This is a genomic window from Gordonia sp. YC-XJ4 (assembly GCF_059511865.1).
In genome coordinates, this window is record NZ_CM183447.1 from 816,749 (window position 1) to 838,639 (window position 21,891).

Consider the following 21,891-nt stretch of genomic DNA (forward strand, 5'->3'; position numbering starts at 1 on the left):
ATCACGCCTGACGGAGATAGGCGCGCACGGTGATCGGTGCGACGACGACGATGATGGCGACCGCACCGATGAGTGTCCAGCCCACGTGCGCGGTGACCTGCCCGTCGTTGATCAGCGAGCGGAGCGAGGACACGAGATGTGAGATCGGATTGACGTCGGCGAGCGTGCGCATCCAGCTGGGCATCGTGGTCACCGGCACGAAGATGTTGGAGGTGAACGTGAGCGGCATGAGTACCAGCATCGACACCCCCTGTACTGCAGAGGCTTTCGACATGAGCACTCCCATCAGCGCGAAGATCCAGCTGATCGCGAAGGCCGCGAAGAGGGTCAGGATGATGCCGGCGATGGTGCCGAGCACACTCGACGGCCGGTACCCGAGGATCATGCCGACGCCGATCGACATGACCGCGGCGATGAGGTAGCGCACGACGTCGGCGATCAATGAGCCGGCGAGCGGGGCGATACGCGCGATGGGCAGGGAGATGAAGCGGTCGAAGACCCCGCGGTCCATGTCCTCACGCAGTTGCACGCCGGTGACCACCGACGCGGTGATCGCCACCGAGACCAGCACGCCCGGCACCAGCTGGGGCAGATAGGCATCCACGCTGCCGGCGATGGCGCCCCCGAAGATGTTGGCGAACATCACGGTGAAGACGATCGGGATGACGATCACGTCGAACAGTTGTTGCGGAGTGTGCTTGAGCCGCAACAGGCCTCGGCGCGCCATGGTGATGGTGTCCCGAATGGCCTTGCCGATACCGATGTGGTCGACGGGGGTGCCCAGGTGCAGTCCTGGGGTGGGGATTTCGGTGGCGGCGCTCAATTGGCCACCTCCGGTGGCGGCGCTCATGCGGCCACCTCCCTGGACGGTCCGGCGGTGAGGGAGAAGAACACGTCGTCGAGGCTGGGTCGTCGCACCGAGACCTCCCCGACACCGATGCCCGCGCCGTCGAGCGCAACGACCGCACGAGCCGCGGCAGACGGATCGGTGATCGCGGCGATGAGCTGTCCGTTCTCGGGGGTGGTGGTCACCGCCGTGTCGAGAGCGGTGCGCAGCACCTCGCGCGCCTCAGAGAGGTGTACCGGGTCGACGGTGATCTCCAAGGAGCGGTCGCCGACCCGATCCTTGAGGGTGTCGGCGTCTCCGGAGGCGATGACGCGGCCCTTGTCGATGACGACCAGGGAATCCGAGAGCTGGTCGGCCTCATCGAGATACTGCGTGGTGAGCAGGACGGTACTACCCTGCGCGACCAGGTCGCGGACACTGGACCAGACCTGGGTGCGGGTGGTCGGGTCGAGTCCGGTGGTCGGCTCGTCGAGGAACAGCAGTGCCGGGGTACGGATCATCGATGCCGCGAGATCGATCCGGCGCCGCATACCGCCGGAGAATCCGCTGACGGGACGCCGCGCGGCGGCACTGAGCCCGAACCGGTCGATGAGATCGGTGGCGCGCGTGCGTGCGGCCCGGCCGCTGTATCCCAGCAACCGCGCGAACAACTCGAGGTTCTCCGCGGCGGTGAGATCCTCGTCGACCGAGGCGTATTGGCCGGTGAGTGAGATGAGCGACCGCACCGCGGTGGCGTCGGCGGCCACATCCCGGCCGAAGATCGTCGCGCGTCCGGCGTCGGGGTGGATCAGGGTCGCGAGCATGCGCACGGTGGTCGTCTTGCCTGCGCCGTTGGGGCCCAGGACGCCCAGGATGGTTCCGCGGGGCACGGTGAACGACACGTCGTCGACCGCGACAACGCCACCGAAGGTCTTGCGCAGGTGGTCGGCGTGGATCGCGGTGTCGGGAAGCGTGTCGGCGTGGTGGGTGCTGTCGGCGAGCATGGTGTCGACCCTGCCCGACGCCGCTTTCATTTCGCTTTCACGCACCCCTCAGCGCAGGACGGTGAGCAGCGCGGTGCGCCGTGAGCGTGGGCCGTCGCCGAGATCGATGACGGAGAAGTCGCGCCGGTAGCGGGCGCCCCGAGCGGCAGCGGCGAGGGCATCGGAGGACACCCGGTCGGTGACGAGGGCCACCGCGGCCGCCGCGGCGCCCAAGGCCGGCAGATTGGTGGCCGGCGCTGCGGCCAAGTGCGACAACGAGACCCGCAGCGACTCGGCGGCCAGGCGTGCGGCGACGACCTCGCCGGTCCGCTGCAGGATCACCGCGCGCACACCGTGCAGATAGGCACAGTGGGCATCGGTGGGCGGCCCGACGATCTCGATGGCGCGTTCGGCGGATCGGCGGGCTCCCGACGGGTCGTCGGCGACCAGCAGATCGGCGAGCGCGGCGTGGGCGGTCGCGACGAACGCTTTCGGCGAGTCACCGGAATCGCGCAGACAGGTCTCGAGCAACTCGACCGCGACATCCGGTGCGGAGACCGACAAGGCGATCGCCTGATGAACCCGGGTGCGGGAACTCTCCTCCTGAAAGCCCAGGGCGGCATGGTCATCCGCGGCGCGAGCGAACAGCGTTGCGGCACCCGCACGGTCGCCGAGGAGCAGGTGGCCGCGGCCGAGACGGTGCCGTGCCGCGGCGGTCAACCACGGATGCCCGGCGCGTTCGGCGGCGACGACCGCCCGCAGCGCCGACCGCCGGGACATCGACGGCGCAGCAGCGAACTCGGCGACGTCGGAACGCGCGATCTCCGCGACGGCGGCCACCACCGGGTTCGGAGACCGCGATGCCCGCGCGAGGACGTGCGCGAGCCGTCGGGGCGAGCCGCTGACGGCCTCGACCAGCGGGGCGAGATGCTCGGGGGGCGCGTGCCGCCGAGCCGTCCGGCGCAATGCGGCACGGGCCCGGCCGGCTGCCCGATACCTGCCGAGGGCAATGAGATAGCCGGTGGCGCAGAGGAGTCCGGGAATCTCGGCCGAGTTGCCGCAGTCGGGGTTGCCGCAGTCGGGGTTGCCGCAGTCGGGGTTGCCGCAGCCGGGGTCGCCGCAGTCGGGGTCGCCGCAGCCCGCGACGGCTGCCTCGGCGAGGTCGCCGAGGTTCGGGTGTCCGCCGGTGCGCACCACCCGCCACAGGGTGATCGGCAGCAGCCGGGCGGGCGCCCCGGGGTCCGCCGGGTCGGGGTCGCCGACGGCGGAGTCGAGGATCGCGAGCACCGCGTCGGTGGTCTCGTCGAGCCGCGCGAAGGCCTTGATGATGTCGGTGCCCAACAGTGCTCCCGCGACGTCGGTCACGAGTCTGCTCGCCCAGTCGACCTTCTCGCGACGCAGTGCGGCCTCGCGCGCCGGATCGGCAGCGGTGCGGGCTCGCGCGAATTCCCGGACCGTCTCGGTGAGTCGATACCGGGTCGCCCCGTCGGGATGGTCGACCACGACGGCGAGCGAATGATTGCAGACCTCGGCCAGTGATCGCTCGGTCACCTCGGTGAACATCAGGGCGTCGTCGCGGCGGACATCACCGGGAAGCGAGGCGAGTACCTCCAGCGTGCGCTGTGCACTGTCGGGCAACAATTCCCAACTCGTCGAGACGATCTCGGACAAGGAGCGTCGGTGTCCGCCGCCGGTCGGGGTGAGGAGTTCGAAACGGGAATCGACACGATCGAGGAGGTCGCGCGGCGACAGGTGCCGCAACTGTGCGGCCGCGAGTTCGATGGCCAGCGGTGAACCGTCCAGGCGTGTGCACAGCTCGCCGAACACCGCGACGTCGGTCGGTATCCCCGGTCGTAGTGCGCGAATCCGCCGCTCGAACAGTGTGGCGCCACGCTCGGGTGTCAACGGCGATACCGTGAGGACCCTCTCATCGACCAGGCCGAGTCCGATGCGGCTGGTGGCCACGATGGTGAGATCGTTACGTCGGGAACGGATGTCGGTGATCAGATCGACAACGAAGTCAACCAGATGCTCGCAGCCGTCGAGCACGATCACCGCGCCGGCGGCGGCCAGGTGTGCCAGGGCGGCGCCGGCAATGCCGGCCGCGGACACCGAAGTAGCGGTTGGTGCAGCAGCGGTGGCCTGCTCGGGCAGCGCACCGCGGCCGAGCGCCGCCGCCACCGCCGCACGCACGTCATCGGGGGCACGCGCGGCGGACAGATCCACGAAGACATTCATCGGGGCATGGACGGCGATGTACTCAGTGATCAAACGCGTCTTGCCGATCCCGCCGGGACCCAGCACCGTCACCACCGACGACTCACGCAGCGCCACAGCCAACTGCGTCATCATCTCGGCATCGGCGAGGTACTCGTCGGAGGGGGGTGGGGGAGTCCGTGGCAGCGGTGCGTAGGTGAGCGCGGCGCTGTGGGCCGCCGCCAGTTCGGGTCCGGGGTCGGCGCCGAGCGATTCGGCGAGCCCGGCGACGATCCGGGCGTGGATCTGCAAGGCGGCGTTGGGGTCTCCGGCGGCAAGGAGGGCCCGCATGTGTACCGCGGCGAGATGCTCGTCGAGTGGTCGGCGCTCGCGCGCAGTCGCCAACTCGGTGGCCACGATCTGCGGTTCGGTGCGCAACCGGTGGCGCCAGTCGGCCTCCTGCAGTGCACGATATGCGCGTTCGGTGCGCGCGGCGAGCCGTTCGCGCAGTTCGCCGTCCGGGAGGTCGGTGCCCGGCTCGCCACGCCAATTCTGCAGCTCGGCAGCGTAGCCGGTGTCGGATGACTGTGTTGACCGTGAGAGAGCCTCGGCGAGGGTGAGATCGGACACCGGTCCGTCGACGACGAGGCGATATCCCGCCGCCGACCCGGCAATCGTCCCGGCGCCGAGAATCCCACGGAGACGCGAAATCTGGGTCTGGACCGCCCCGTTCGGGTTCTGGGGAGGCCGGTCCGGCCAGGCGTCGGCGACGAGCGCGTCGATGCCGACGGGTCGCGGGTGAGACAGGACGAGTGACACCAGCAGGCTGCGCGCCCGCCCCGAGGTGACCGGCGTCGGCTCGCCCGCGGTGGTGAACACGCAGACCGGCCCCAGGACACCGATCCGCGGGTGGGTCCGGGGTGCCTCGGTCACGATGTCAGGCCGGGGTCACTTGGCGGCGGTGAACGGCTCGCCCCACCTGCCGGCGAACGCGATCTCGCTCAGCGGCAACCGTTCTCGGGGTTGGCTGTCGCGGTCGGCGACGTCGGGGTCGAGTAGCGTGGGGTCGTCGGCGAGGCGGCCGAGCGCGAGTATCACCATCGGCCGCTTGTCGGCCGGGACGTCGAATGCCGCGCGTGCGGCGCTCGCGTCGAAGCCGGCCATGGGATGGGGGTTGATCCCCATCGAGACCGCCTGGATGCTCATCTGGGCCACCGCGAGACCCAGGTCGACGGCGCCGTAGTCGTGCAGCTTGGCGTCGTCGGCGGCGTCGCTGGTGCACAGCAGGATCAGGGCGCCGGCCGATGGCGCCCACCCCTTGTTGCCGCGATTGAGGGCGGCGGCCAGCTGCCCGAACGTTTCGTCGCCGCGGAGACCGACGACGAAGCGCACCGGCTGGATTCGCCCCCACGTCGGCGCCCACCGCCCGGCCTCGAGGATGTCGGTGATCTCTTCGGTGCTGATCGTGGCGTCGGGGTCGTATCCCCGCGCGCTCCAGCGTTCTTCGATGAGTTCGTGCACGCCGTCGAGACTACGTCGTCGTCTCGTGGCCGGCCGGCCGGCGAGCGCAGCGTGGCTGTCCTGCGCGGCGCACGAACTGGGCACTGTGGCCGAGGCCATCTCGGGCGAGCGCTGTGACCCGACCCGCCGGGGCTTTGCTCCGCGACACCGCTCAGCGCGGTTCGGTATCGGCGACCTGGTCCTCGCGGAGGTTCTCGCGCATGGTCGCGAGCCATGCGCGGTATTCGGCGTACACCGTGGTCAGCGCCTCGGCGGGCCAGCCTTCCGGGAGCAGCTCGTCGGGCAGCAGTGGGTCGGTCTGCAGGTGATGTACGGCGGCGACCATGATCCGGAACCGCCTCGGCTCGTCGGCCGCACCCCGGTCGGCGACATCGTCGAGAGCGTCGAGGAACGCGTGGCCCCGGCGCGACCAGGCGTCGAGATCCCACAACCGGTGGGTGAGTTCGGCGGAGCCCGACAGTGGGCGGGCCTCGAAGCAGGTCGACACCTCGAGGAGACGGGCCGAGAACGGTCGGTCCAGATTGGCGGGCCGGGTCCAGACGCCCTCGCGCAGTTGCGCAACCCGTTGGCGTGCCATTTCCGAGCGCAGGGCGACCCGGTCGGCGGCGTCGCGTCCGGTGGTGGTGACGACTGCCATCTCCCACAATCCGGTCCACGGCCGGCGTTCGGGGGGTTCGACGTCACGCTGGCGCTGTACGAGGCGCTCGGACAAGGTGTGGCCGGCATCGTCGCGGATGAGGTCACCGCCGGCCACCATGCGCGTCAGCGCCACCCGTGTCGTGGACTCCGCGATGCCGAAAAGCCGCATGGCGCCGACGATCTCGCGCACCGTCAGCGTCGGTGGGTGAGCACCGAGGAGCAGGCTCAGGATCGCCGAGCGCGCCGGAACGGGAGGCGCGAGCGGATCGGTCATCGCATCCGGACGTTACACCGCGCATCGCCTGCGCCGATGAATCGGCGCCATTACATCATTGCTTCAGTTGATCCATGTGTGTAATGCTCGGTGGATGGCCACCCACGAAGTGACGAATCAGGTTCCTCCGCTGCGCGATGCGAATCCGGCCCGGTCCCCGGTCGTCGCCGACGCCATGCGGTATCTCGGCCTGAGCGCCGACGACATCGGTGCAGTCGAAGCGCTCGGCGCACTGGCGGGCCGCGCGGAGACCCTCGCGCTCGGGGATCTGGCCGAACAGCATCCGCCCGTGTTGCAGGTGTTCGACCGCTACGGCCACCGGATCGACGAGGTCTCCTACGACCCCGCCTATCACCAACTCATGGACCACGCGATAGGTCATGGGCTGCACGCGGCGCCGTGGGCCGATCCGTCCCCGCACGCCCATCTGCGTCGAGCCGCGCAACTCAGCGCCTGGGGACAGGTCGACGCCGGGCACCTGTGTCCGGTCTCGATGACCTATGCCGTCGTCCCGGCGTTGCGGGCCGCACCCGAACTGGCCGCAACCTATGAACCACTGCTGAGTTCGCGCGTCTACGACCCAGGCCTGCGACCTCCGCGCGGCAAGCGTGGACTGATCGCGGGGATGTCGATGACCGAGAAGCAGGGCGGCTCCGACGTTCGGGCGAACACCACGACCGCGGTGCGCCACCGCGACGGTACCTATCGGATCACCGGACACAAGTGGTTCACCTCCGCGCCGATGTCGGATCTGTTCCTCGTGCTCGCGCAGGCCCCGGACGGACTGACCTGTTTTCTCGTCCCGCGGGTACTGCCCGACGGCACCCGCAATCCCTTTCTGCTGCAACGGCTCAAGGACAAGCTCGGCAATCACTCCAATGCCAGCAGCGAGGTGGAATACGACGACACCGTGGGCTGGCGGGTCGGGGATGAGGGTGCCGGGGTCAAGGTCATCGTCGAGATGGTCAACCTCACCCGCCTCGATTGTGTGCTGGGGACCGCGACGGCAATGCGCACGGGCGTCACACAGGCGGCCCACCATGCCGCACACCGCCGCGCATTCGGCACGACATTGGCCGATGCGCCCCTGATGCGCAACGTGCTGAGCGACCTCGCCGTCGAGGCCGAGGCGGCGACGACGGTGGCGTTGTGGCTGGCCGATCTGACCGATGTCGCGACCCGTGGTGATGAGCGCGCCGGCCTGCTCCGGCGAATCGCGTTGGCGGTCAGCAAGTATCACGTCTGCAAGCGCGGGCCCGTCCACGCCGCGGAGTCGTTGGAATGCCTGGGTGGCAACGGGTATGTGGAGGACTCGCGCATGCCCAGGTTGTTCCGGGAGTCGCCACTCCTGTCGATCTGGGAGGGCTCGGGCAACGTCGCCGCACTGGACGTGTTGCGGGCCATCGCCAGACAGCCGGAGACGCTCGGGGTGTTCCTCGACGAGGTGAAGCGGGCGGGTGGGGCCGACCGGCATCTGGACCGGGCCGTCGCCGATCTCGAATCGACCTTCGGCGCCCTCGATCCCGCCGACACCGATGCCCTGCAGTACCGTGCCCGTCGCATCGTCGGGGACATGGCGATGGTGCTGCAGGGTTCGCTGCTGGTGCGCTTCGGTCACCCGGCCGTTGCCGACGCCTTCACCGCGAGCCGACTCGGCGGTGAGCGGGGAGACGTCTTCGGCACACTCGCCGCAGGCGTCGACACCCGGTCGATCATCGAGCGGGCCACACCGAAGATCAGCTCCCGCTGATCGCGTCCTTCGGGTTCCGCATCACGACAGCGAGGACGACCGCGAGCACGGTGAGTGTGATCACTGCGGCAAGCGAGGCGGCGTGGACCCCGTCGACGAAGGCCGCGCGGGCGGCGTCGGCGAGGTCGGTGCCGTCGGCACCCATGCCGGTCGCCCGATGCAGGGTCTCGCCGAGGGTGTCGCCGAACCCGGCTCCCGAGCTGTGCTCGCGGAACACCAGCGTCGCCAGCGAGCCGAGCAGCGCAAGACCGAGCGCGGTGCCCAGCTCGAAGCTCGTCTCGGAGATGCCGGACGCCGCACCCGACCGTTCGGGCGGAACCGAACCGACGACGACGTCGGAGACCAGGCTGAATTGCACGCCGTAACCGATACCGGCGATCGACGTCGACACCAGATAGATCCACAGCGGGCTGTCGGTGGACAGCCACAGCAACCCGAGGTTGCCCAGCGCGGCGAGCACCACCGACCCGATGAACGCGGTGCGGGTACCCACCCACGCCGAGACCCGGCTGGCACCGATCGAGAAGACGGCGACGGCGATCGCCATCGGCAGACCGGCCAATGCCGCGGCCAGGACGTCATGACCCATCACCGATTGCAGGTACACGCCCGTCAGATACGACATGCCGCCCAACGCCATCATGCCCACGAGCGCGCAGGCGACCGCGGCACTGAAGGCGACGTTGCCGAACAGCTTGAGGTCGAGCAACGGGGCACGGGTACGACGTTGCTGCAGGAGGAACGCCGCGAACATGATCACGCCAAAGACACCGATCACCGCGACGACCGGGGTGACACCGTCGGCGGCCATGGTCTTGATCGAGTACACGATCGGCAGGATCGCCAGCAGTGACAACGCCACGCCGAGGAAGTCGAAGGGGTCGGTCGACGGCGCGCGGTACTCGGGAACCAGGCGCGGGGCGAGCACGAACAGCACGGCCAGTACCGGCACGTTGATGAGGAATACGACGCCCCACCAGAAGTGGTGCAGCAGAACGCCGCCCACCACCGGACCGATGGCCGAACCGCCCGCGAAGGCGGCCGTCCAGACGCCGATCGCGCGAGCGCGATCGCGGGCATTCGGGAACATGTTGGCGATCAACGAGAGACTCGACGGCATCAGGGTCGCACCGCCGATGCCCATCAGTGCGCGGGCGGCGATGAGGACGCCGGCGCTCGGCGCGAAGGCGGCGATGACCGAGGCGATGCCGAACATCGCGGCACCGGCGAGCAGGATCCGTCGCCGACCGAGCCGGTCGCCGACATTTCCCATCGTGATCAGCAGACCGGCGATGAGGAAGCCGTAGATGTCGAGAATCCAGAGTTGCTGGGCGGCGCTGGGGTCGAGCGCATCGGTGATCGACGGGATCGCCAGATAGAGCACCGAGAAGTCCATCGACACCAGCAGCACGGGCAGCGTCAACACGGCCAGCCCGAGCCAGGTACGGCGATCGGCGACCGAGGTGTCCCGGTGGCGCTGATCGGTCGTGCGGCATTCGGTGGTCATGAGGAGGGCTCCGTATCTGATGTCTGGGTGTTGGTGTCTGGGTATCTGGTGTCCGGATTCTGCATCCGGGGGTTCGCGTCGTCGCGGGTCGGCGCCCGCGTACGACGTACGCTCATAGACGGTACGGATATGGGTACGCTGTACGCAAGTGGAAAATTCCCGGTGCGGGGTGAGGGGAGCGTGGTGGTGGCCCAGTCGGTCCAGAAGCTGACGTCGTCGGCGATCGTCGAGGCAGCCATCGTCGTCGCCGACCGTGACGGGCTCGACGCGCTGTCGATGCGCCGGATCGCCGACGAACTCGGCGTCGGCGCGATGTCGCTGTACCGGCACATCGCCGACAAGGACGCGTTGCTCCACGCCATGGCCGAGGAGATCGGCACCCGGTTTCCCTATCCGGTGCAAGATTGCTCACCCACGTGGCGCGAGCGCATCGAGATCGCCGTCGACGTCGACTGGGCGCTCTACCAACGCCATCCATGGGTGGTGCTCGCGTATGCGACGCCGCGCTACGCCTTCGGGACCGAGTCGCTGGCCGGACTCGATTGGCTGATCGCCGGATTCGTCGACGTCGGTGTCGGGCACGTGCGGGCCGCGGAGATGGCCCTGGCGTTCTGGTCGTTCGTGAACGGCGTCGCGCTGGCCGCCGTCGGCGAACAGCTTCTCAGTGAGCAACTCCGGCGCCCGGGTGCCGAGGCGTCGCCGTCGCCGGCCGGCGGTCTGGCCGACCTGATCGCCGGGCGGCTCGCCGTCGACCCGACGACCCTGCCGCAGCTGGCCGCCCTCGCCGGCAACCCGGACGCGACCCGACTCTCGGACCCACGAGCGGTGCTCGACGCCGGGCTTCGCGTGCTGTGTGCGGGTTTCGCCGCCGAAGTGTCGGGTGGCTGAGAGTCTCGGACCTACATGGCGTGCGGGTACACCGTCAGCATGTGGGCCCCGAACCATGAACTGGCCAACACGATCGGCACCATCACGGCCACCCCGATCGCCGGGCGGGCCCGGGCGAGGACGATGGCCAGCGGCAGGAGCAGCACGAACGCGGGCAACAGCAGCCGGGGCCGACTCATCATGAGACCACTCGACGCCACGATCGACGCGGTGACCAGAACGCCGTAGGTCAGGACCGGCCACGGCAGCCGAGCCCACAGCGCCACCACCACCATCACCAGCGTCGCGACGATGATCCACGACGTCGCGACCGGTGCCACCTCGCCGGAGTTCACCAGTTGATCGTTGACGAAGGTGAATGCCGCCACGCCCCAATCGAAGCGGGTGTCCCAGCCCTGGGTCTGGATCGTGAACCACCCTGTCGGCGAGCCGGTCTGGGCCCACACCACGGCCAGGTAACCGAGGTAGCCGAGCGGGCTGAGGACCACCGCGAACCAGGCGCGGGCGGGCGCCCACCCCGACCCTGACCGCCCCGACTGGCCGAACAGGTCCATCAGCGCGGCCAGCATCACCACCCCGATGACGACCACCGCGGTCGGACGGACCGTCCCGACCAGACACGCGCAGAGCCCGGCAAGCACCCACCGCCGCTGCAACACACCCACCAGCGCCCAGATGCTCAGCGCACAGAACAGCGTCTCGGTGTAGGCCATGTTGAGGACCACCGACATCGGGGTCGCCGCGAAGATCGCGACGAGATACAGCCCGACCCGCCGGGCATACGAGTTACCCGCGTCGGTGTGGTCGAGAGCAGCGAGCATCGGTGTCCGCCCGGCCATGCGCTCCACGCACAGCACGCCCAACCGCGCCGTCCCCACCGCGGCCACACAGCCGAGCACCAGATTCAGCAGTACGGCGGCGCCGAACGGACTCAGGAACGGAAGGTGGGCCAGCGTTCCCACGGCGTACGGATAGCCGGGAAAGAAGGCGAAGGCGGTGTCGGCGGTGTGGTAGCCGCGGGCGTCGGTGAGCTCGACGGGCACACCGTCGTATCCGTGTTCGGCGATCGCGAGCATCCATTTGCCGTCCCACGCCGACAACGACTCCCGCAGCGACGAGCCGCGCAGCGCGTCGAATCGGGCCAGCACGAGAATCCCGACGGCACGAATCAGCAGGAAGATGCCGATCGGCGCGAGCCATGACCGCCACTCGGGGGTGGGCAGCGCGCTCGCCGCCGACGCGTGCGTCGGTTCGCCGGGGTCGGGTGTGCGCGCGTCGCGGCCGACGGCACTCGTGGTGGACACGCAGAGATGGTAGGTCAGCGACCTGTGGAAAGCGCGACCTGTGGAAAGTGTGATCTGGGCGGGGCGCCGAGCGGCGGCTGCGAGGTGCACGAGGGCCGCCGGTAAGGTTGTCCCGGCAAACAACGCATCGACACACCTTGCAGGAGGGCAGCCGACGTGGCACTCGTGGTGCAGAAATATGGCGGATCCTCGGTCGCCTCGGCCGAGCGGATTCGTCGTGTCGCCGAGCGCATCGTCGAAACCAAGAAGCAGGGCAACGACGTCGTCGTGGTCGTCTCGGCGATGGGTGACACGACCGATGAGCTGCTCGATCTGGCCCAGCAGGTCAATCCGGCGCCTCCGGCCCGCGAGATGGACATGTTGCTGACCTCCGGTGAGCGCATCTCCAACGCGCTGGTGGCGATGGCGATCAGTTCGCTCGGCGCGCAGGCGCAGTCGTTCACCGGCTCGCAGGCCGGGGTGATCACCACCAGCAGCCACGGATCGGCCAAGATCATCGACGTCACGCCGGGGCGCGTCCGCGCGGCGCTCGACGAGGGCAAGATCGTGCTGGTCGCCGGCTTCCAGGGCGTCTCGCAGGACACCAAGGACATCACCACGCTGGGCCGCGGCGGCTCGGACACCACCGCCGTCGCGCTCGCCGCGGCGTTGGAGGCCGACGTCTGTGAGATCTACACCGACGTCGACGGCGTCTACACCGCCGATCCGCGCATCGTGCCCGATGCCCGGCGGCTCGAGACCGTCTCCTTCGAGGAGATGCTGGAGATGGCCGCGTGCGGCGCCAAGGTCCTGATGCTGCGGTGCGTGGAATACGCCCGCCGATACAACGTTCCCGTTCACGTGCGCTCGTCGTACTCGACCAAACCCGGCACGATGGTGGCCGGATCGATGGAGGACATCCCCGTGGAAGAAGCGATTCTCACCGGCGTCGCGCACGATCGCAGCGAGGCCAAGATCACCGTCGTCGGACTCGAGGACCGGCCGGGCTACGCCGCCAAGGTGTTCCGCGCGGTCGCCGACGCCGAGATCAACATCGACATGGTGCTGCAGAACATCTCCAAGGTCGACACCGGCAAGACCGACATTACCTTCACCCTGCCGCGTGAGCTCGGGCCGCTCGGCGTGGAGAAGTTGACCAAGCTGCAGCAGGAGATCGGGTTCACCGAGGTCCTCTACGACGATCACATCGGCAAGGTGTCGCTGGTCGGCGCGGGCATGAAGAGCCATCCCGGCGTCACCGCCACCTTCTGTGAGGCGTTGAGCGAGGCCGGCATCAACATCGAACTCATCTCCACCTCCGAGATCCGGATCTCGGTGCTGTGCCGCGACACCGAACTCGACGACGCGGTGCGCGCGCTGCACGCCGCGTTCGATCTCGGTGGCGACGAGGAAGCCGTCGTCTACGCGGGAACGGGGCGGTAAGAGAATCATGGGCGAGCGAAGCGACGGGAGATTGTGATGGGGCTTTCCATCGGAGTCGTCGGGGCCACCGGTCAGGTCGGCGGCGTCATGCGAACCCTGTTGGCGGAGCGCAAGTTCCCCGCCGATTCGGTGCGGTTCTTCGCGTCGTCGCGCTCGGCGGGCAAGAAGCTGCCGTGGGGTGACGGCGCGATCGTCGTGGAGGATGCCGCGACCGCGGATCCGTCGGGGCTCGACATCGCGCTCTTCTCCGCGGGGGCGACGATGTCGCGCGAGCAGGCGCCGCGCTTTGCCGCCGCGGGGGTGACCGTCATCGACAACAGCTCCGCCTGGCGCAAGGATCCCGATGTGCCGCTGGTGGTTTCGGAGGTCAACGGCGAACTCGCCAAGAACCCGCCCAAGGGCATCATCGCCAACCCCAACTGCACCACCATGGCTGCGATGCCGGTGCTCAAACCGCTGCACGATGCTGCGGGTCTGCAACGGCTGATCGTCTCGTCGTATCAGGCGGTGTCGGGTAGCGGCCTGGCCGGCGTCGAGGAACTGGCGTCGCAGTCGCGCGCGGTGATCGACGACGTCGAAAAGCTGGTCTACGACGGATCGTCCGTCGACTTCCCGGCACCCGACAAGTACGTCGCGCCGATCGCCTTCGACGTGATTGCGTTGGCCGGGGCGTTGGTGGACGACGGGTCGGGGGAGACCGACGAGGATCAGAAGCTGCGCAACGAATCCCGCAAGATCCTCGGACTGCCCGAATTGCTGGTGAGTGGTACGTGCGTGCGAGTGCCGGTGTTCACCGGGCACTCGCTGTCGATCAATGCCGAGTTCGCCGAGCCGCTCTCGCCGCAGCGCGCGAGTGAGATCCTCGCCGGTGCAGCGGGAGTCGAGGTCGTCGACGTTCCGACGCCGCTGGCCGCCGCCGGCCGCGACAACTCGTTGGTCGGTCGCATCCGTGCGGATCCGGGTGTCCCGGACGGGCGGGGTCTGGCATTGTTCGTCTCGGGCGACAACCTCCGTAAGGGCGCGGCGCTCAACACGATCCAGATCGCCGAACTTCTCGTCCCGTAGCGGGCGCACGATCATTCCCTCACCCCTTCGACCGTAAGGCGTTGCGCCATGTCCGCACCCGACTCCCCGTCCCTCGACTCGCGGCTGGGGCATTACTACGTGATCGACGAGCCGTACCTGGTCGGTCGCGAGAAGGTGCGCGAGTACGCGCGTGCGGTGCAGGATTATCACCCCGCGCACCGTGACGAGAAAGCCGCTGCGCAACTGGGATATTCGGGTGTGGTGACGCCGCTGACCTTCACCTCGATCCCGGCGATGGCCGCCAACCGCGACCTGTTCGAGTCGGTCGTCGTCGGCTACGAGACCTATGTGCAGACCGAGCAGGTCTTCGAGCAGCACCGGCCGATCGTCGCCGGTGACGAACTGACCACCGACGTCGAGTTGTCCTCGGTCCGGCGGGTGGCCGGCCGTGACCTCATCACCGTCACCAACACCTTCACCGACGCCCACGGCGAGGTGGTGCACACCATGCACACCACCGTGGTCGGGGTGACCGCCGACGAGGTCGACCCGGGGATCTCCGACGCGGTGCGCAGCATCATGGTGCACGACGTCAACATGCTCTCCGCCGAACAGTCGGATGCGGAGTATCGCAAGACGGTGCGACCCGAAGGGGAACAACGCATTTCCACCGGCGGTGCCGATCGCGATCCGGGATCGTTACGGTTCGAGGACCTCTCCGTCGGCGACGAACTGCCGACGCGTCACGCCCGGCTGTCACGCGGCGATCTGGTGAATTACGCGGGGGTGTCCGGTGACGGCAACCCGATTCACTGGGACGAGTCGATCGCGAAGCTGGCCGGGCTGCCCGACGTCATCGCGCACGGCATGCTGACCATGGGTCTCGGCGCGGGTTTTGTCTCCGCCTGGTCGGGCGATCCCGGTGCGGTGACCCGCTATTCGGTGCGCCTGTCGCAGGTGGCGGTGGTCTCGGCCGCCGAGGGTGGCGACATCGAATTCAGTGGGCGGATCAAGTCTCTCGACGCCGAGACCCGCAGCGGCGTGGTCATCATCGTCGCGAAGTCCGGCGGCCGCAAGATCTTCGGGCTGGCGACGATGAACGTGCGCTTCGCCTGACGCCTGGAATTCCTGACGGCCGGAATTCCTGACGCCCGAAAGGGCGACGCGCCCAACATATGTGGCGGGCTGATCAGCTGCGCTCGTCGGCGACCGCTTGTGCCGCCTCGTCGATGATCGCGCGCATGGCGTTCTCGGCGGTGTCGGGTTCGCCGAGCCGGATTGCGCGGGCGACGTCGTCGTGCAGCGCGATGGCCGCGGGATTGGGCCGCGCCGGCATCATGCCGTGATGGGTACGGCCGGCGAGGACCTCGCCGACCACCCCGGTCAGTGCCCGGAACATCTCGTTGCCGCTGGCCTCGAGGAGGCCGCGGTGAAAGATCTTGTCGGCCAACAGGTAGGCGTCGAGGTCTCCGGTCCGCCCGTGCACGGCCATGTCGGAGGCCGCGGCGGCGAGTACGCGGCACTGGTGTTCGTCGGCGCGCTGGGCGGCCAGCGCGGCCGCGGCGGGCTCGATACCCCGGCGTAGTTCGGACAGCGTCAGCAGGAAGGCGGCGCGATCGGCGCCGTCGAGGCGCCACCGGATCAGTCGCGGGTCGAACACGCTCCAGCGGGTTCGGGGCTGCACGGTGATCCCCACGCGTCGCCGGGACGCGACGAGTCCCATCGACTCGAGCACGCGGATCACCTCGCGAGCCAGGGTGCGGGAGACCGCGAACTCGGTTCCGATCCCGTCGAGGGTCACCACGGCACCCTCGGACAGAACGCCGGAGGCGATGCGCACCCCGAGTTCGGTGAGCACCTGTTCGTGCCGATCGGTGGGGGCAGTGGTCTCGGTCACCCAATCATCTTCTCATTTACGTAGAGGAGCTGCGCAGCTCCGCTGTTTATCGCTCCGCGACCAGTAAAGGCCGATGATTCACGGCGTTCACTTGCAATAGTCATACCTTTGAGGCAGTCTATGTGACCAGTAGCACAGCAGCAGAGGAGCGGGCATGGGGTCACCGGTGGTGGTCATGGGAGTTTCCGGATCGGGGAAGTCGACGGTCGGCGCCGCGTTGGCGCAGCGCCTGCGGGTGCCGTTCGCGGACGCCGACGACTTTCATCCGCAGTCGAACATCGACAAGATGACGGCCGGTCACGCCCTGACCGACGTCGACCGGCAGCCGTGGCTCGACCTCATCGGGGACTGGCTCGGTGAGCACGGCGACGGCGGGGTGATGAGCTGTTCGGCGCTCAAGCGTGCCTACCGCGACCGCTTGCGCAGCCACCGCCCGGACACCGTCTTCGTCCACCTCGACGGGCCGCTCGAGGTGATCGCGCGGCGGCAGGCGTCTCGACCCGGGCACTTCATGCCGGCATCGCTGCTGCACTCCCAGTTCGACATCCTGGAGCCGCTCGGGTCCGACGAGCGTGGAGTGATCGTCGATGTCGACCAGCCCATCGACGTCATCATCGACCGCATCGTCGCCGCGCCACTGATCACCGATGCCACCGGAGGCACCCGATGAACACGCTCACCGTCCTCGCCGCCGACACAAAACTGCCCGACCCGGTCGGCTCCGGCTGGCATCTCGTCGTCGCCGCACTCGCGGGCATCGCCGTCATCGTCGCCCTCATCACGTGGGCCAAGGTTCATCCCTTCCTCGCGCTGATCGCCGGTGCTGCCACCGTGGGAATCGTTGCCGGCGAATCGGTTCCGAAGGTCATCGACTCGTTCACCTCGGGCTTCGGATCCACCGCGGCCGGGGTGGGCATCCTCATCGTGCTCGGAGCGATGTTCGCCAAACTGCTCGCCGACTCCGGTGGTGCCGACGAGATCGTCGACACCATCGTCGGCCACGCCGGGCCGCGGATGCTGCCATGGGCGATGGCCCTCGTGGGTGCGGTCATCGGTCTGCCGATGTTCTTCGAGATCGGCCTGGTGTTGTTGATGCCGGTCATCTACCTCGTCGCCCGGCGCTCGGGCCTCGGCCTGATCCCGATCGGTATCCCGGCGCTCGCCGGACTCTCGGCCATGCACGGCTTCGTCCCGCCGCATCCCGGGCCGCTCGTCGCCATCGACGCGCTGCACGCCGACCTCGGTCTGACCTTGGCTCTCGGTGTGGCCGTGGCGATCCCGACCATCATCGTCGCCGGTCCGCTGTTCGGCACGCTGGCCGGGCGGTGGGTCGTCATCGACGCACCCCGTACCTTCGATGCCGACCCGGGAACCGTCGGCGCCCACCCCGAGGGTTCTCCGGCAGTAGCTGAATCAGATTCCACCGCAACACCTTCGGTGCGGTCGCCGAAGGGCCCGGGATTCGGCATCACCCTGGCGACGGTCCTGTTGCCGGTGGTGCTGATGCTCGGCAAGGCCATCGCCGAGATCATCGTCGACGACGACGGTCAATGGCTCCGCAAGATTCTCGACGTGCTCGGTACGCCATTGGTCGCACTGCTGATCGCCGTCGTCGTCGCGATGTTCACCCTCGGGCGGCGCTCGGGCATGACCCGCGACACCCTGTCGTCCTGTGTGGGATCGTCGCTGCCGCCGATCGCGGGCATCCTGTTGATCGTCTCGGCCGGTGGCGGATTCAAACAGGTCCTTGTCGACACCGGCATCGGCACCCTGCTCGCCGACTGGGCGTCGGCCGCGAACATCTCGGTCATCCTGCTCGGCTGGGTGCTCGCCGCGCTCATCCGCGTCGCCACCGGATCGGCCACCGTCGCCACCATCACCGCGTCGTCGTTGATGCTCGGACTCGTCGACGGGCTGAGTTCGGGTCAGGTGTCGCTGGTGGTTCTGGCGATCGGCGCCGGCTCGGTCTTTCTCTCACACGTCAACGACGCGGGATTCTGGCTGGTCAAGGAGTATTTCGGGATGAGCGTCGGGCAGACCTTCAAGACCTGGTCGGCAATGGAGACGATCCTGTCGGTGACCGGACTGATCGTGGTGTCGGTGCTCGGCCTCGTGGTCTGAGGGTGACCGGGCTCTACCCCGCGAGGTTACTGTGCGGTAGCTTACCTAGCCATGAGACGAATTCGGGGATTGAACTCATCACGACGAACCTGGGGGATTCGGGGTGCGGCGGTGCTCACCGCCGGCGCGCTGGCCGCCACCGGAGCGAGCTTGGCAGCACCGTCGGCCCAGGCCGCCGACTTCTACACACCGCCCGCGCACTTCGCGAGCGCACCGGGATCGATCATCCGCAGCGAACTGTCACCGCTGCTGCTGCAGATCCCCGGCATCCCGAACCAGTGGCCGGGTACCGCCAAGCGCGTCATGTACACCTCGGAATACCAGGACGGCTCGCCGGCCGCGGTGACCGGAACCGTCGTCGAACCGACCGCACCGTGGCGCGGCAAGGGGCCACGACCGACCGTCGTGCTCGGCCCCGGCACCGTCGGGCAGGGTGATCAGTGCGCCGGGTCGAAGCTCATGTCGTTCCCGTTGGCGATCGATCCGAGCAAGCCGTCGATCGCGGTGAACTACTCGGGTCTGGAGATGAACCTCCTGCTCATCAACGGTGTGCGCGTGGCGATCACCGACTACATCGGGATGGGCACACCCGGCATCCACACCTACGTCAATCGCCTCGAATCCGGCCACGCCATGCTCGACGCCGCGCGCGCTGCGCTGAAGATCGCCGGGGCACCGGCGAATTCACCGGTCGCGTTCTCCGGCTACTCGCAGGGCGGTGGTGCGGCGGCATCGGCGGCCGAACTCGCCTCGACCTACGCACCCGACCTCAACGTCAAGGCCACCTATGCCGGCGCCCCGCCCGCAGACCTGTCGAAGGTGATCGACCGCATCGACGGCACCGCGATCTCCGGTGCCATCGGCTACGCGATCAACGGCCTCGAAGCCCGGTACCCGGCGCTCAAGACCGTCGTCGACCGGCAGACCAACGCGGCCGGACACACTGCGCTGCAACGGTTGTCGACGCAATGCATCGGTGACACGATCCTGTCCTACGGATTCCAGCGAACCAACTCCTGGACCCGCAGCGGGCAACCCTTGTCGGCGATCGTCAACGCCGATCCGCAGGTCCGCAAGATCGTCGGTGACCAGCTGATCGGCAAGCTCAAGCCCAACGCCCCGGTGTTGCTCGAGGGCGGGATCAACGACGACGTCATCCCGTACGACCAGGTCGCCCAGCTGTATCGGGACTGGAAAGCCCAGGGCGCCACCGTGTCCATGGTCACCAACACCATCCCGCCGATCTTCCCGGGACTGGTGGTGAACCACGCACTGCCGATGCTCACCACACTGTTGCCGGCGACGAATTTCCTCCTCACCGAACTCATCAGGTGACATGACGGGCCGACGGATTGCGGCGGCGGCGGTCGTTGCGCTGGTCGCCGGCATGGTGTTCGCCGGCGCGGGTCGCGCGGCGGCGGACCCGCCGCCCGATCCGGGGCTGCCGATCCTCGGTCCCGTCGGCACATCGTTGATGCACGGGGACCTCGAGTCCACCGACTCCACGCCTCACCCCGGACCCGGCCGCGACGCCCGACTGCTCGCGTCGTCGGTACCGGGTGCCGCGTGCGCGGCGACCTTCATCGGCAGCGATGGCATGCCGGTCTCGTTGTGCACCAGATACATCGGTGTGCCTGGAGACGGGTCTGCCGGCGGGTTCGCCGTTCCGTCGGTGACGTTGTTCGATCCGGCATCCGCCACACCGCTGGCGTCGGTTCAACTGGCCAAGGGCGGATTGCTCGGCGGGGTGTACGGCTACCTCGACGGCCGTGACCGGGTGGTCGTCGCCGACGGCTCGAACGCGATCCTCTTCGTCGCCCACCGGCACACCGCCCGCGGGTGGCAGGTGTACGTCGACGACCGGATCGACGTGTCCGGGCATATCCCCGCCGGTGACTCGATCACCGGCCTGGCGCCGGATGGGTTGGGCCGCATCTGGTTTGCGACCACCCACGGTGTGATCGGGACCGTCGACATCGACCGTCGGGTGCACTCGGTGCACCTGCCGTCCGGCGAGGACCTCGGCAACGGACTCAGCGTCCGCCCCGGTGGCGTCTCGGTGCTCACCACGCACGCGCTGTACGAGATGTGGGCGACCCCGGGTGCTGCGCCGCACACGATCTGGCGACAGGCCTACGACCGCGGCCCGGCACGCAAACCCGGCCAGCTCACGTGGGGATCGGGCACGACGCCAACGTATTTCGGTCCTGGCGGACACGGCTGGGTGGCCATCGTGGACAATGCCGCGCACCGCCCGTCGCTGATCGTGCGAGACAGCGACACCGGTCGGCTCGTGTGCACGATGCCGGCCTTCGGCACATCCGGTCAGGGCACCGAGAACTCGCCGATGGCCTGGGGCGACTCACTGGTCATCCCCAGCACCTACGGCTACCAGTACCCGCCGATGGCGGTGTCGGGCCCGTCGATCCCTTCGAGTGCGGGCTTCATCGGCGGGTCGACGCGCATCGACGTGACGGCGCACGGATGTCATCGGGTCTGGGAGAACAACGACCGCCTCGCGTCGTTGCCGAAGCTCTCCCGCGCCGACGGCCTCATCCACGGCCTCGGATACGGGCCGTATGTGCCGGGGGCGATCCAACAGAGCGGGCCGGTCGACTACATCGCCAGCGACTTCGCCACCGGCCGGCGGGTGGTCACCCGGCAGGTCGGCATCGCGCCGATCGACGAGCCGCTGGAACTGACGGGCACCATCGCCGCCGACGGCACGTTGTGGCAGGCGACGGTCGGTCACATGCTCAAGATCGGCCGCTGAGGTCCGGTGCTCGTCGGCCGGCCTCGCGGTACCACCCTCCCCGTGTCTCCTGACCAGGTGCGCCGTCGCGTCGACGCGACGAGTGTCACAATGCGACCATGATCGATCCCACCTCCGAGGACCCCGACCGCAGGCCGTCGCAGGCCGAGCTCGACGCGCAGGACCTCGCGGAACTGCAGCGGACCTCGGCCGACCGGGACCGGGCCAACCTATACCCGAAGCCGCCCACCGCGCCCGGACCCGCCCCCGCCGCGTTGGCACTCCACGCCCGGGTGGCCTTCTGGGGAGCGGCCGCGGCCGGGCTGGTGTGCGTCGTGTACGGGGCGATCAACCTCGGAGCGATCAGAGATCTTCTCCGTGATCGGATGCTCGCCGACGCCGTGGCCACGCCGAAGGGGCAACCCAACGCCGGTCAGATCGACACCTTCGCGTCGGTGCTGCCGGTCGCCGGGTTGATCATCACTGTGCTGTTCCTTCTCGGCGCATATCTGTTCCTCCGGGCCGCGGTCACCCATCACAGCCGCAACTGCCGCAACTTCTTCCTCACGATCGTCGTCCTGAACCTGATGTGCATCCCGGTGGGACTCGATCTGTTCTTCCGCTATCCGAGCCTGTGGTCGGGGACCGTGGTTCTCGGATGGATTCAGTTCGCGTTGCTGTTGGTGTCGGCGGTCATGACCCTGCGCCGTGTCGTCGACCGCTGGTTGCCCGAGTCGACCCGGATGCGCCCGACGCGAATGCTGCGGGCCCGGTAGGGAACTCAC

The 21,891-nt window shown here is 68.6% G+C and carries 18 protein-coding genes; 10 read left to right on the forward strand and 8 right to left on the reverse strand.

Annotated elements, in window-relative coordinates; all coding sequences use genetic code 11:
* Nucleotide 1 precedes the first annotated feature (1 nt).
* From AC5ZH6_RS03505 to AC5ZH6_RS03525, 5 genes are all read right to left on the reverse strand, one after another.
* Nucleotides 2-850 carry an ABC transporter permease gene (locus AC5ZH6_RS03505; RefSeq protein ID WP_006369512.1) on the reverse strand — a complete coding sequence of 283 codons (849 nt, stop codon included), beginning with the start codon at nt 848-850 and terminating at the stop codon, nt 2-4.
* On the reverse strand, nt 847-1,830 hold the full coding sequence (locus AC5ZH6_RS03510; protein WP_050955247.1) for an ATP-binding cassette domain-containing protein: 984 nt from the start codon (nt 1,828-1,830) through the stop codon (nt 847-849). Before AC5ZH6_RS03510 ends, AC5ZH6_RS03505 begins: the two co-directional genes overlap by 4 nt.
* A gap of 48 nt (nt 1,831-1,878) precedes the next feature.
* Complete coding sequence (locus AC5ZH6_RS03515) at nt 1,879-4,938, reverse strand: AfsR/SARP family transcriptional regulator (RefSeq protein WP_006369514.1); 3,060 nt, start codon at nt 4,936-4,938, stop codon at nt 1,879-1,881.
* A 15-nt stretch (nt 4,939-4,953) separates the two neighbouring features.
* Nucleotides 4,954-5,526, reverse strand: a complete 573-nt coding sequence (locus AC5ZH6_RS03520) for a nitroreductase family protein (RefSeq protein ID WP_006369515.1) — start codon at nt 5,524-5,526, stop codon at nt 4,954-4,956.
* A gap of 151 nt (nt 5,527-5,677) precedes the next feature.
* On the reverse strand, nt 5,678-6,439 hold the full coding sequence (locus AC5ZH6_RS03525) for a PaaX family transcriptional regulator C-terminal domain-containing protein (protein WP_006369516.1): 762 nt from the start codon (nt 6,437-6,439) through the stop codon (nt 5,678-5,680).
* Nucleotides 6,440-6,533: 94 nt separating this feature from the next.
* Here AC5ZH6_RS03525 and AC5ZH6_RS03530 point away from each other — a divergent pair, with 94 nt between their 5' ends.
* Nucleotides 6,534-8,189, forward strand: coding sequence for an acyl-CoA dehydrogenase family protein (locus AC5ZH6_RS03530; RefSeq protein WP_006369517.1), 1,656 nt, complete (start codon nt 6,534-6,536; stop codon nt 8,187-8,189).
* Here AC5ZH6_RS03530 and AC5ZH6_RS03535 read toward each other — a convergent pair.
* On the reverse strand, nt 8,176-9,696 hold the full coding sequence (locus AC5ZH6_RS03535) for an MFS transporter (protein ID WP_006369518.1): 1,521 nt from the start codon (nt 9,694-9,696) through the stop codon (nt 8,176-8,178). The genes AC5ZH6_RS03530 and AC5ZH6_RS03535 overlap by 14 nt on opposite strands.
* A gap of 129 nt (nt 9,697-9,825) precedes the next feature.
* On the opposite strand from AC5ZH6_RS03535, the gene AC5ZH6_RS03540 reads away from it, so the two are divergent.
* Nucleotides 9,826-10,584 (forward strand): TetR/AcrR family transcriptional regulator, encoded by a 759-nt coding sequence (locus AC5ZH6_RS03540; RefSeq protein ID WP_006369519.1) that lies wholly within the window; start codon nt 9,826-9,828, stop codon nt 10,582-10,584.
* Between the two features lie 11 nt (nt 10,585-10,595).
* Here the strand turns inward: AC5ZH6_RS03540 and AC5ZH6_RS03545 are convergent, their stop codons facing one another.
* The gene (locus AC5ZH6_RS03545; protein WP_006369520.1) at nt 10,596-11,888 is read right to left on the reverse strand and encodes a putative hexosyltransferase; all 1,293 of its coding nucleotides are present in this window, start codon (nt 11,886-11,888) and stop codon (nt 10,596-10,598) included.
* A gap of 156 nt (nt 11,889-12,044) precedes the next feature.
* Between AC5ZH6_RS03545 and AC5ZH6_RS03550 the strand changes: the two genes are divergently transcribed.
* Genes AC5ZH6_RS03550 through AC5ZH6_RS03560 form a run of 3 tightly spaced genes read left to right on the forward strand, consistent with a single transcriptional unit; the run spans nt 12,045 to nt 15,452 of the window.
* Entirely contained in the window at nt 12,045-13,310 is a 1,266-nt protein-coding gene (locus tag AC5ZH6_RS03550; protein WP_006369521.1) for an aspartate kinase, read from the forward strand.
* A 36-nt stretch (nt 13,311-13,346) separates the two neighbouring features.
* Complete coding sequence (locus tag AC5ZH6_RS03555; protein ID WP_006369522.1) at nt 13,347-14,375, forward strand: aspartate-semialdehyde dehydrogenase; 1,029 nt, start codon at nt 13,347-13,349, stop codon at nt 14,373-14,375.
* Nucleotides 14,376-14,423: 48 nt separating this feature from the next.
* A complete protein-coding gene (locus tag AC5ZH6_RS03560) occupies nt 14,424-15,452 on the forward strand; it encodes a fused (3R)-hydroxyacyl-ACP dehydratase subunits HadA/HadB (RefSeq protein WP_006369523.1) in 1,029 nt (342 codons plus the stop codon).
* Between the two features lie 73 nt (nt 15,453-15,525).
* On the opposite strand, the gene AC5ZH6_RS03565 is transcribed toward AC5ZH6_RS03560, so the two are convergent.
* Nucleotides 15,526-16,233: a FadR/GntR family transcriptional regulator gene (locus AC5ZH6_RS03565; protein ID WP_006369524.1), complete on the reverse strand. Its 708-nt coding sequence runs from the start codon at nt 16,231-16,233 to the stop codon at nt 15,526-15,528.
* Nucleotides 16,234-16,387: 154 nt separating this feature from the next.
* On the opposite strand from AC5ZH6_RS03565, the gene AC5ZH6_RS03570 reads away from it, so the two are divergent.
* The 5 genes from AC5ZH6_RS03570 (at nt 16,388) to AC5ZH6_RS03590 (ending at nt 21,882) form a co-directional block, all read left to right on the forward strand.
* Nucleotides 16,388-16,903 carry a gluconokinase gene (locus AC5ZH6_RS03570; protein ID WP_006369525.1) on the forward strand — a complete coding sequence of 172 codons (516 nt, stop codon included), beginning with the start codon at nt 16,388-16,390 and terminating at the stop codon, nt 16,901-16,903.
* Complete coding sequence (locus AC5ZH6_RS03575; protein ID WP_006369526.1) at nt 16,900-18,354, forward strand: GntP family permease; 1,455 nt, start codon at nt 16,900-16,902, stop codon at nt 18,352-18,354. The genes AC5ZH6_RS03570 and AC5ZH6_RS03575 overlap by 4 nt, the downstream gene beginning before the upstream one ends.
* 51 nt (nt 18,355-18,405) lie before the next feature.
* Nucleotides 18,406-19,689 carry a lipase family protein gene (locus AC5ZH6_RS03580; protein ID WP_170320187.1) on the forward strand — a complete coding sequence of 428 codons (1,284 nt, stop codon included), beginning with the start codon at nt 18,406-18,408 and terminating at the stop codon, nt 19,687-19,689.
* A gap of 1 nt (nt 19,690) precedes the next feature.
* Complete coding sequence (locus AC5ZH6_RS03585; RefSeq protein ID WP_006369528.1) at nt 19,691-21,127, forward strand: hypothetical protein; 1,437 nt, start codon at nt 19,691-19,693, stop codon at nt 21,125-21,127.
* A gap of 98 nt (nt 21,128-21,225) precedes the next feature.
* Entirely contained in the window at nt 21,226-21,882 is a 657-nt protein-coding gene (locus AC5ZH6_RS03590; protein WP_006369529.1) for a hypothetical protein, read from the forward strand.
* Nucleotides 21,883-21,891: the final 9 nt, after the last annotated feature.

Excerpts from the sequence above, each read along its gene's own strand:
- AC5ZH6_RS03580 (WP_170320187.1), top strand. The coding sequence starts at position 18,406 with ATGAGACGAATTCGGGGATTGAACTCATCACGACGAACCTGGGGGATT.
- AC5ZH6_RS03585 (WP_006369528.1), top strand. The coding sequence starts at position 19,691 with ATGACGGGCCGACGGATTGCGGCGGCGGCGGTCGTTGCGCTGGTCGCC.
- AC5ZH6_RS03535 (WP_006369518.1), bottom strand. The coding sequence starts at position 9,696 with ATGACCACCGAATGCCGCACGACCGATCAGCGCCACCGGGACACCTCG.
- AC5ZH6_RS03525 (WP_006369516.1), bottom strand. The coding sequence starts at position 6,439 with ATGACCGATCCGCTCGCGCCTCCCGTTCCGGCGCGCTCGGCGATCCTG.
- AC5ZH6_RS03570 (WP_006369525.1), top strand. The coding sequence starts at position 16,388 with ATGGGGTCACCGGTGGTGGTCATGGGAGTTTCCGGATCGGGGAAGTCG.
- AC5ZH6_RS03590 (WP_006369529.1), top strand. The coding sequence starts at position 21,226 with ATGATCGATCCCACCTCCGAGGACCCCGACCGCAGGCCGTCGCAGGCC.
- AC5ZH6_RS03560 (WP_006369523.1), top strand. The coding sequence starts at position 14,424 with ATGTCCGCACCCGACTCCCCGTCCCTCGACTCGCGGCTGGGGCATTAC.
- AC5ZH6_RS03510 (WP_050955247.1), bottom strand. The coding sequence starts at position 1,830 with ATGCTCGCCGACAGCACCCACCACGCCGACACGCTTCCCGACACCGCG.
- AC5ZH6_RS03540 (WP_006369519.1), top strand. The coding sequence starts at position 9,826 with ATGGGTACGCTGTACGCAAGTGGAAAATTCCCGGTGCGGGGTGAGGGG.
- AC5ZH6_RS03575 (WP_006369526.1), top strand. The coding sequence starts at position 16,900 with ATGAACACGCTCACCGTCCTCGCCGCCGACACAAAACTGCCCGACCCG.
- AC5ZH6_RS03505 (WP_006369512.1), bottom strand. The coding sequence starts at position 850 with ATGAGCGCCGCCACCGGAGGTGGCCAATTGAGCGCCGCCACCGAAATC.
- AC5ZH6_RS03555 (WP_006369522.1), top strand. The coding sequence starts at position 13,347 with ATGGGGCTTTCCATCGGAGTCGTCGGGGCCACCGGTCAGGTCGGCGGC.
- AC5ZH6_RS03530 (WP_006369517.1), top strand. The coding sequence starts at position 6,534 with ATGGCCACCCACGAAGTGACGAATCAGGTTCCTCCGCTGCGCGATGCG.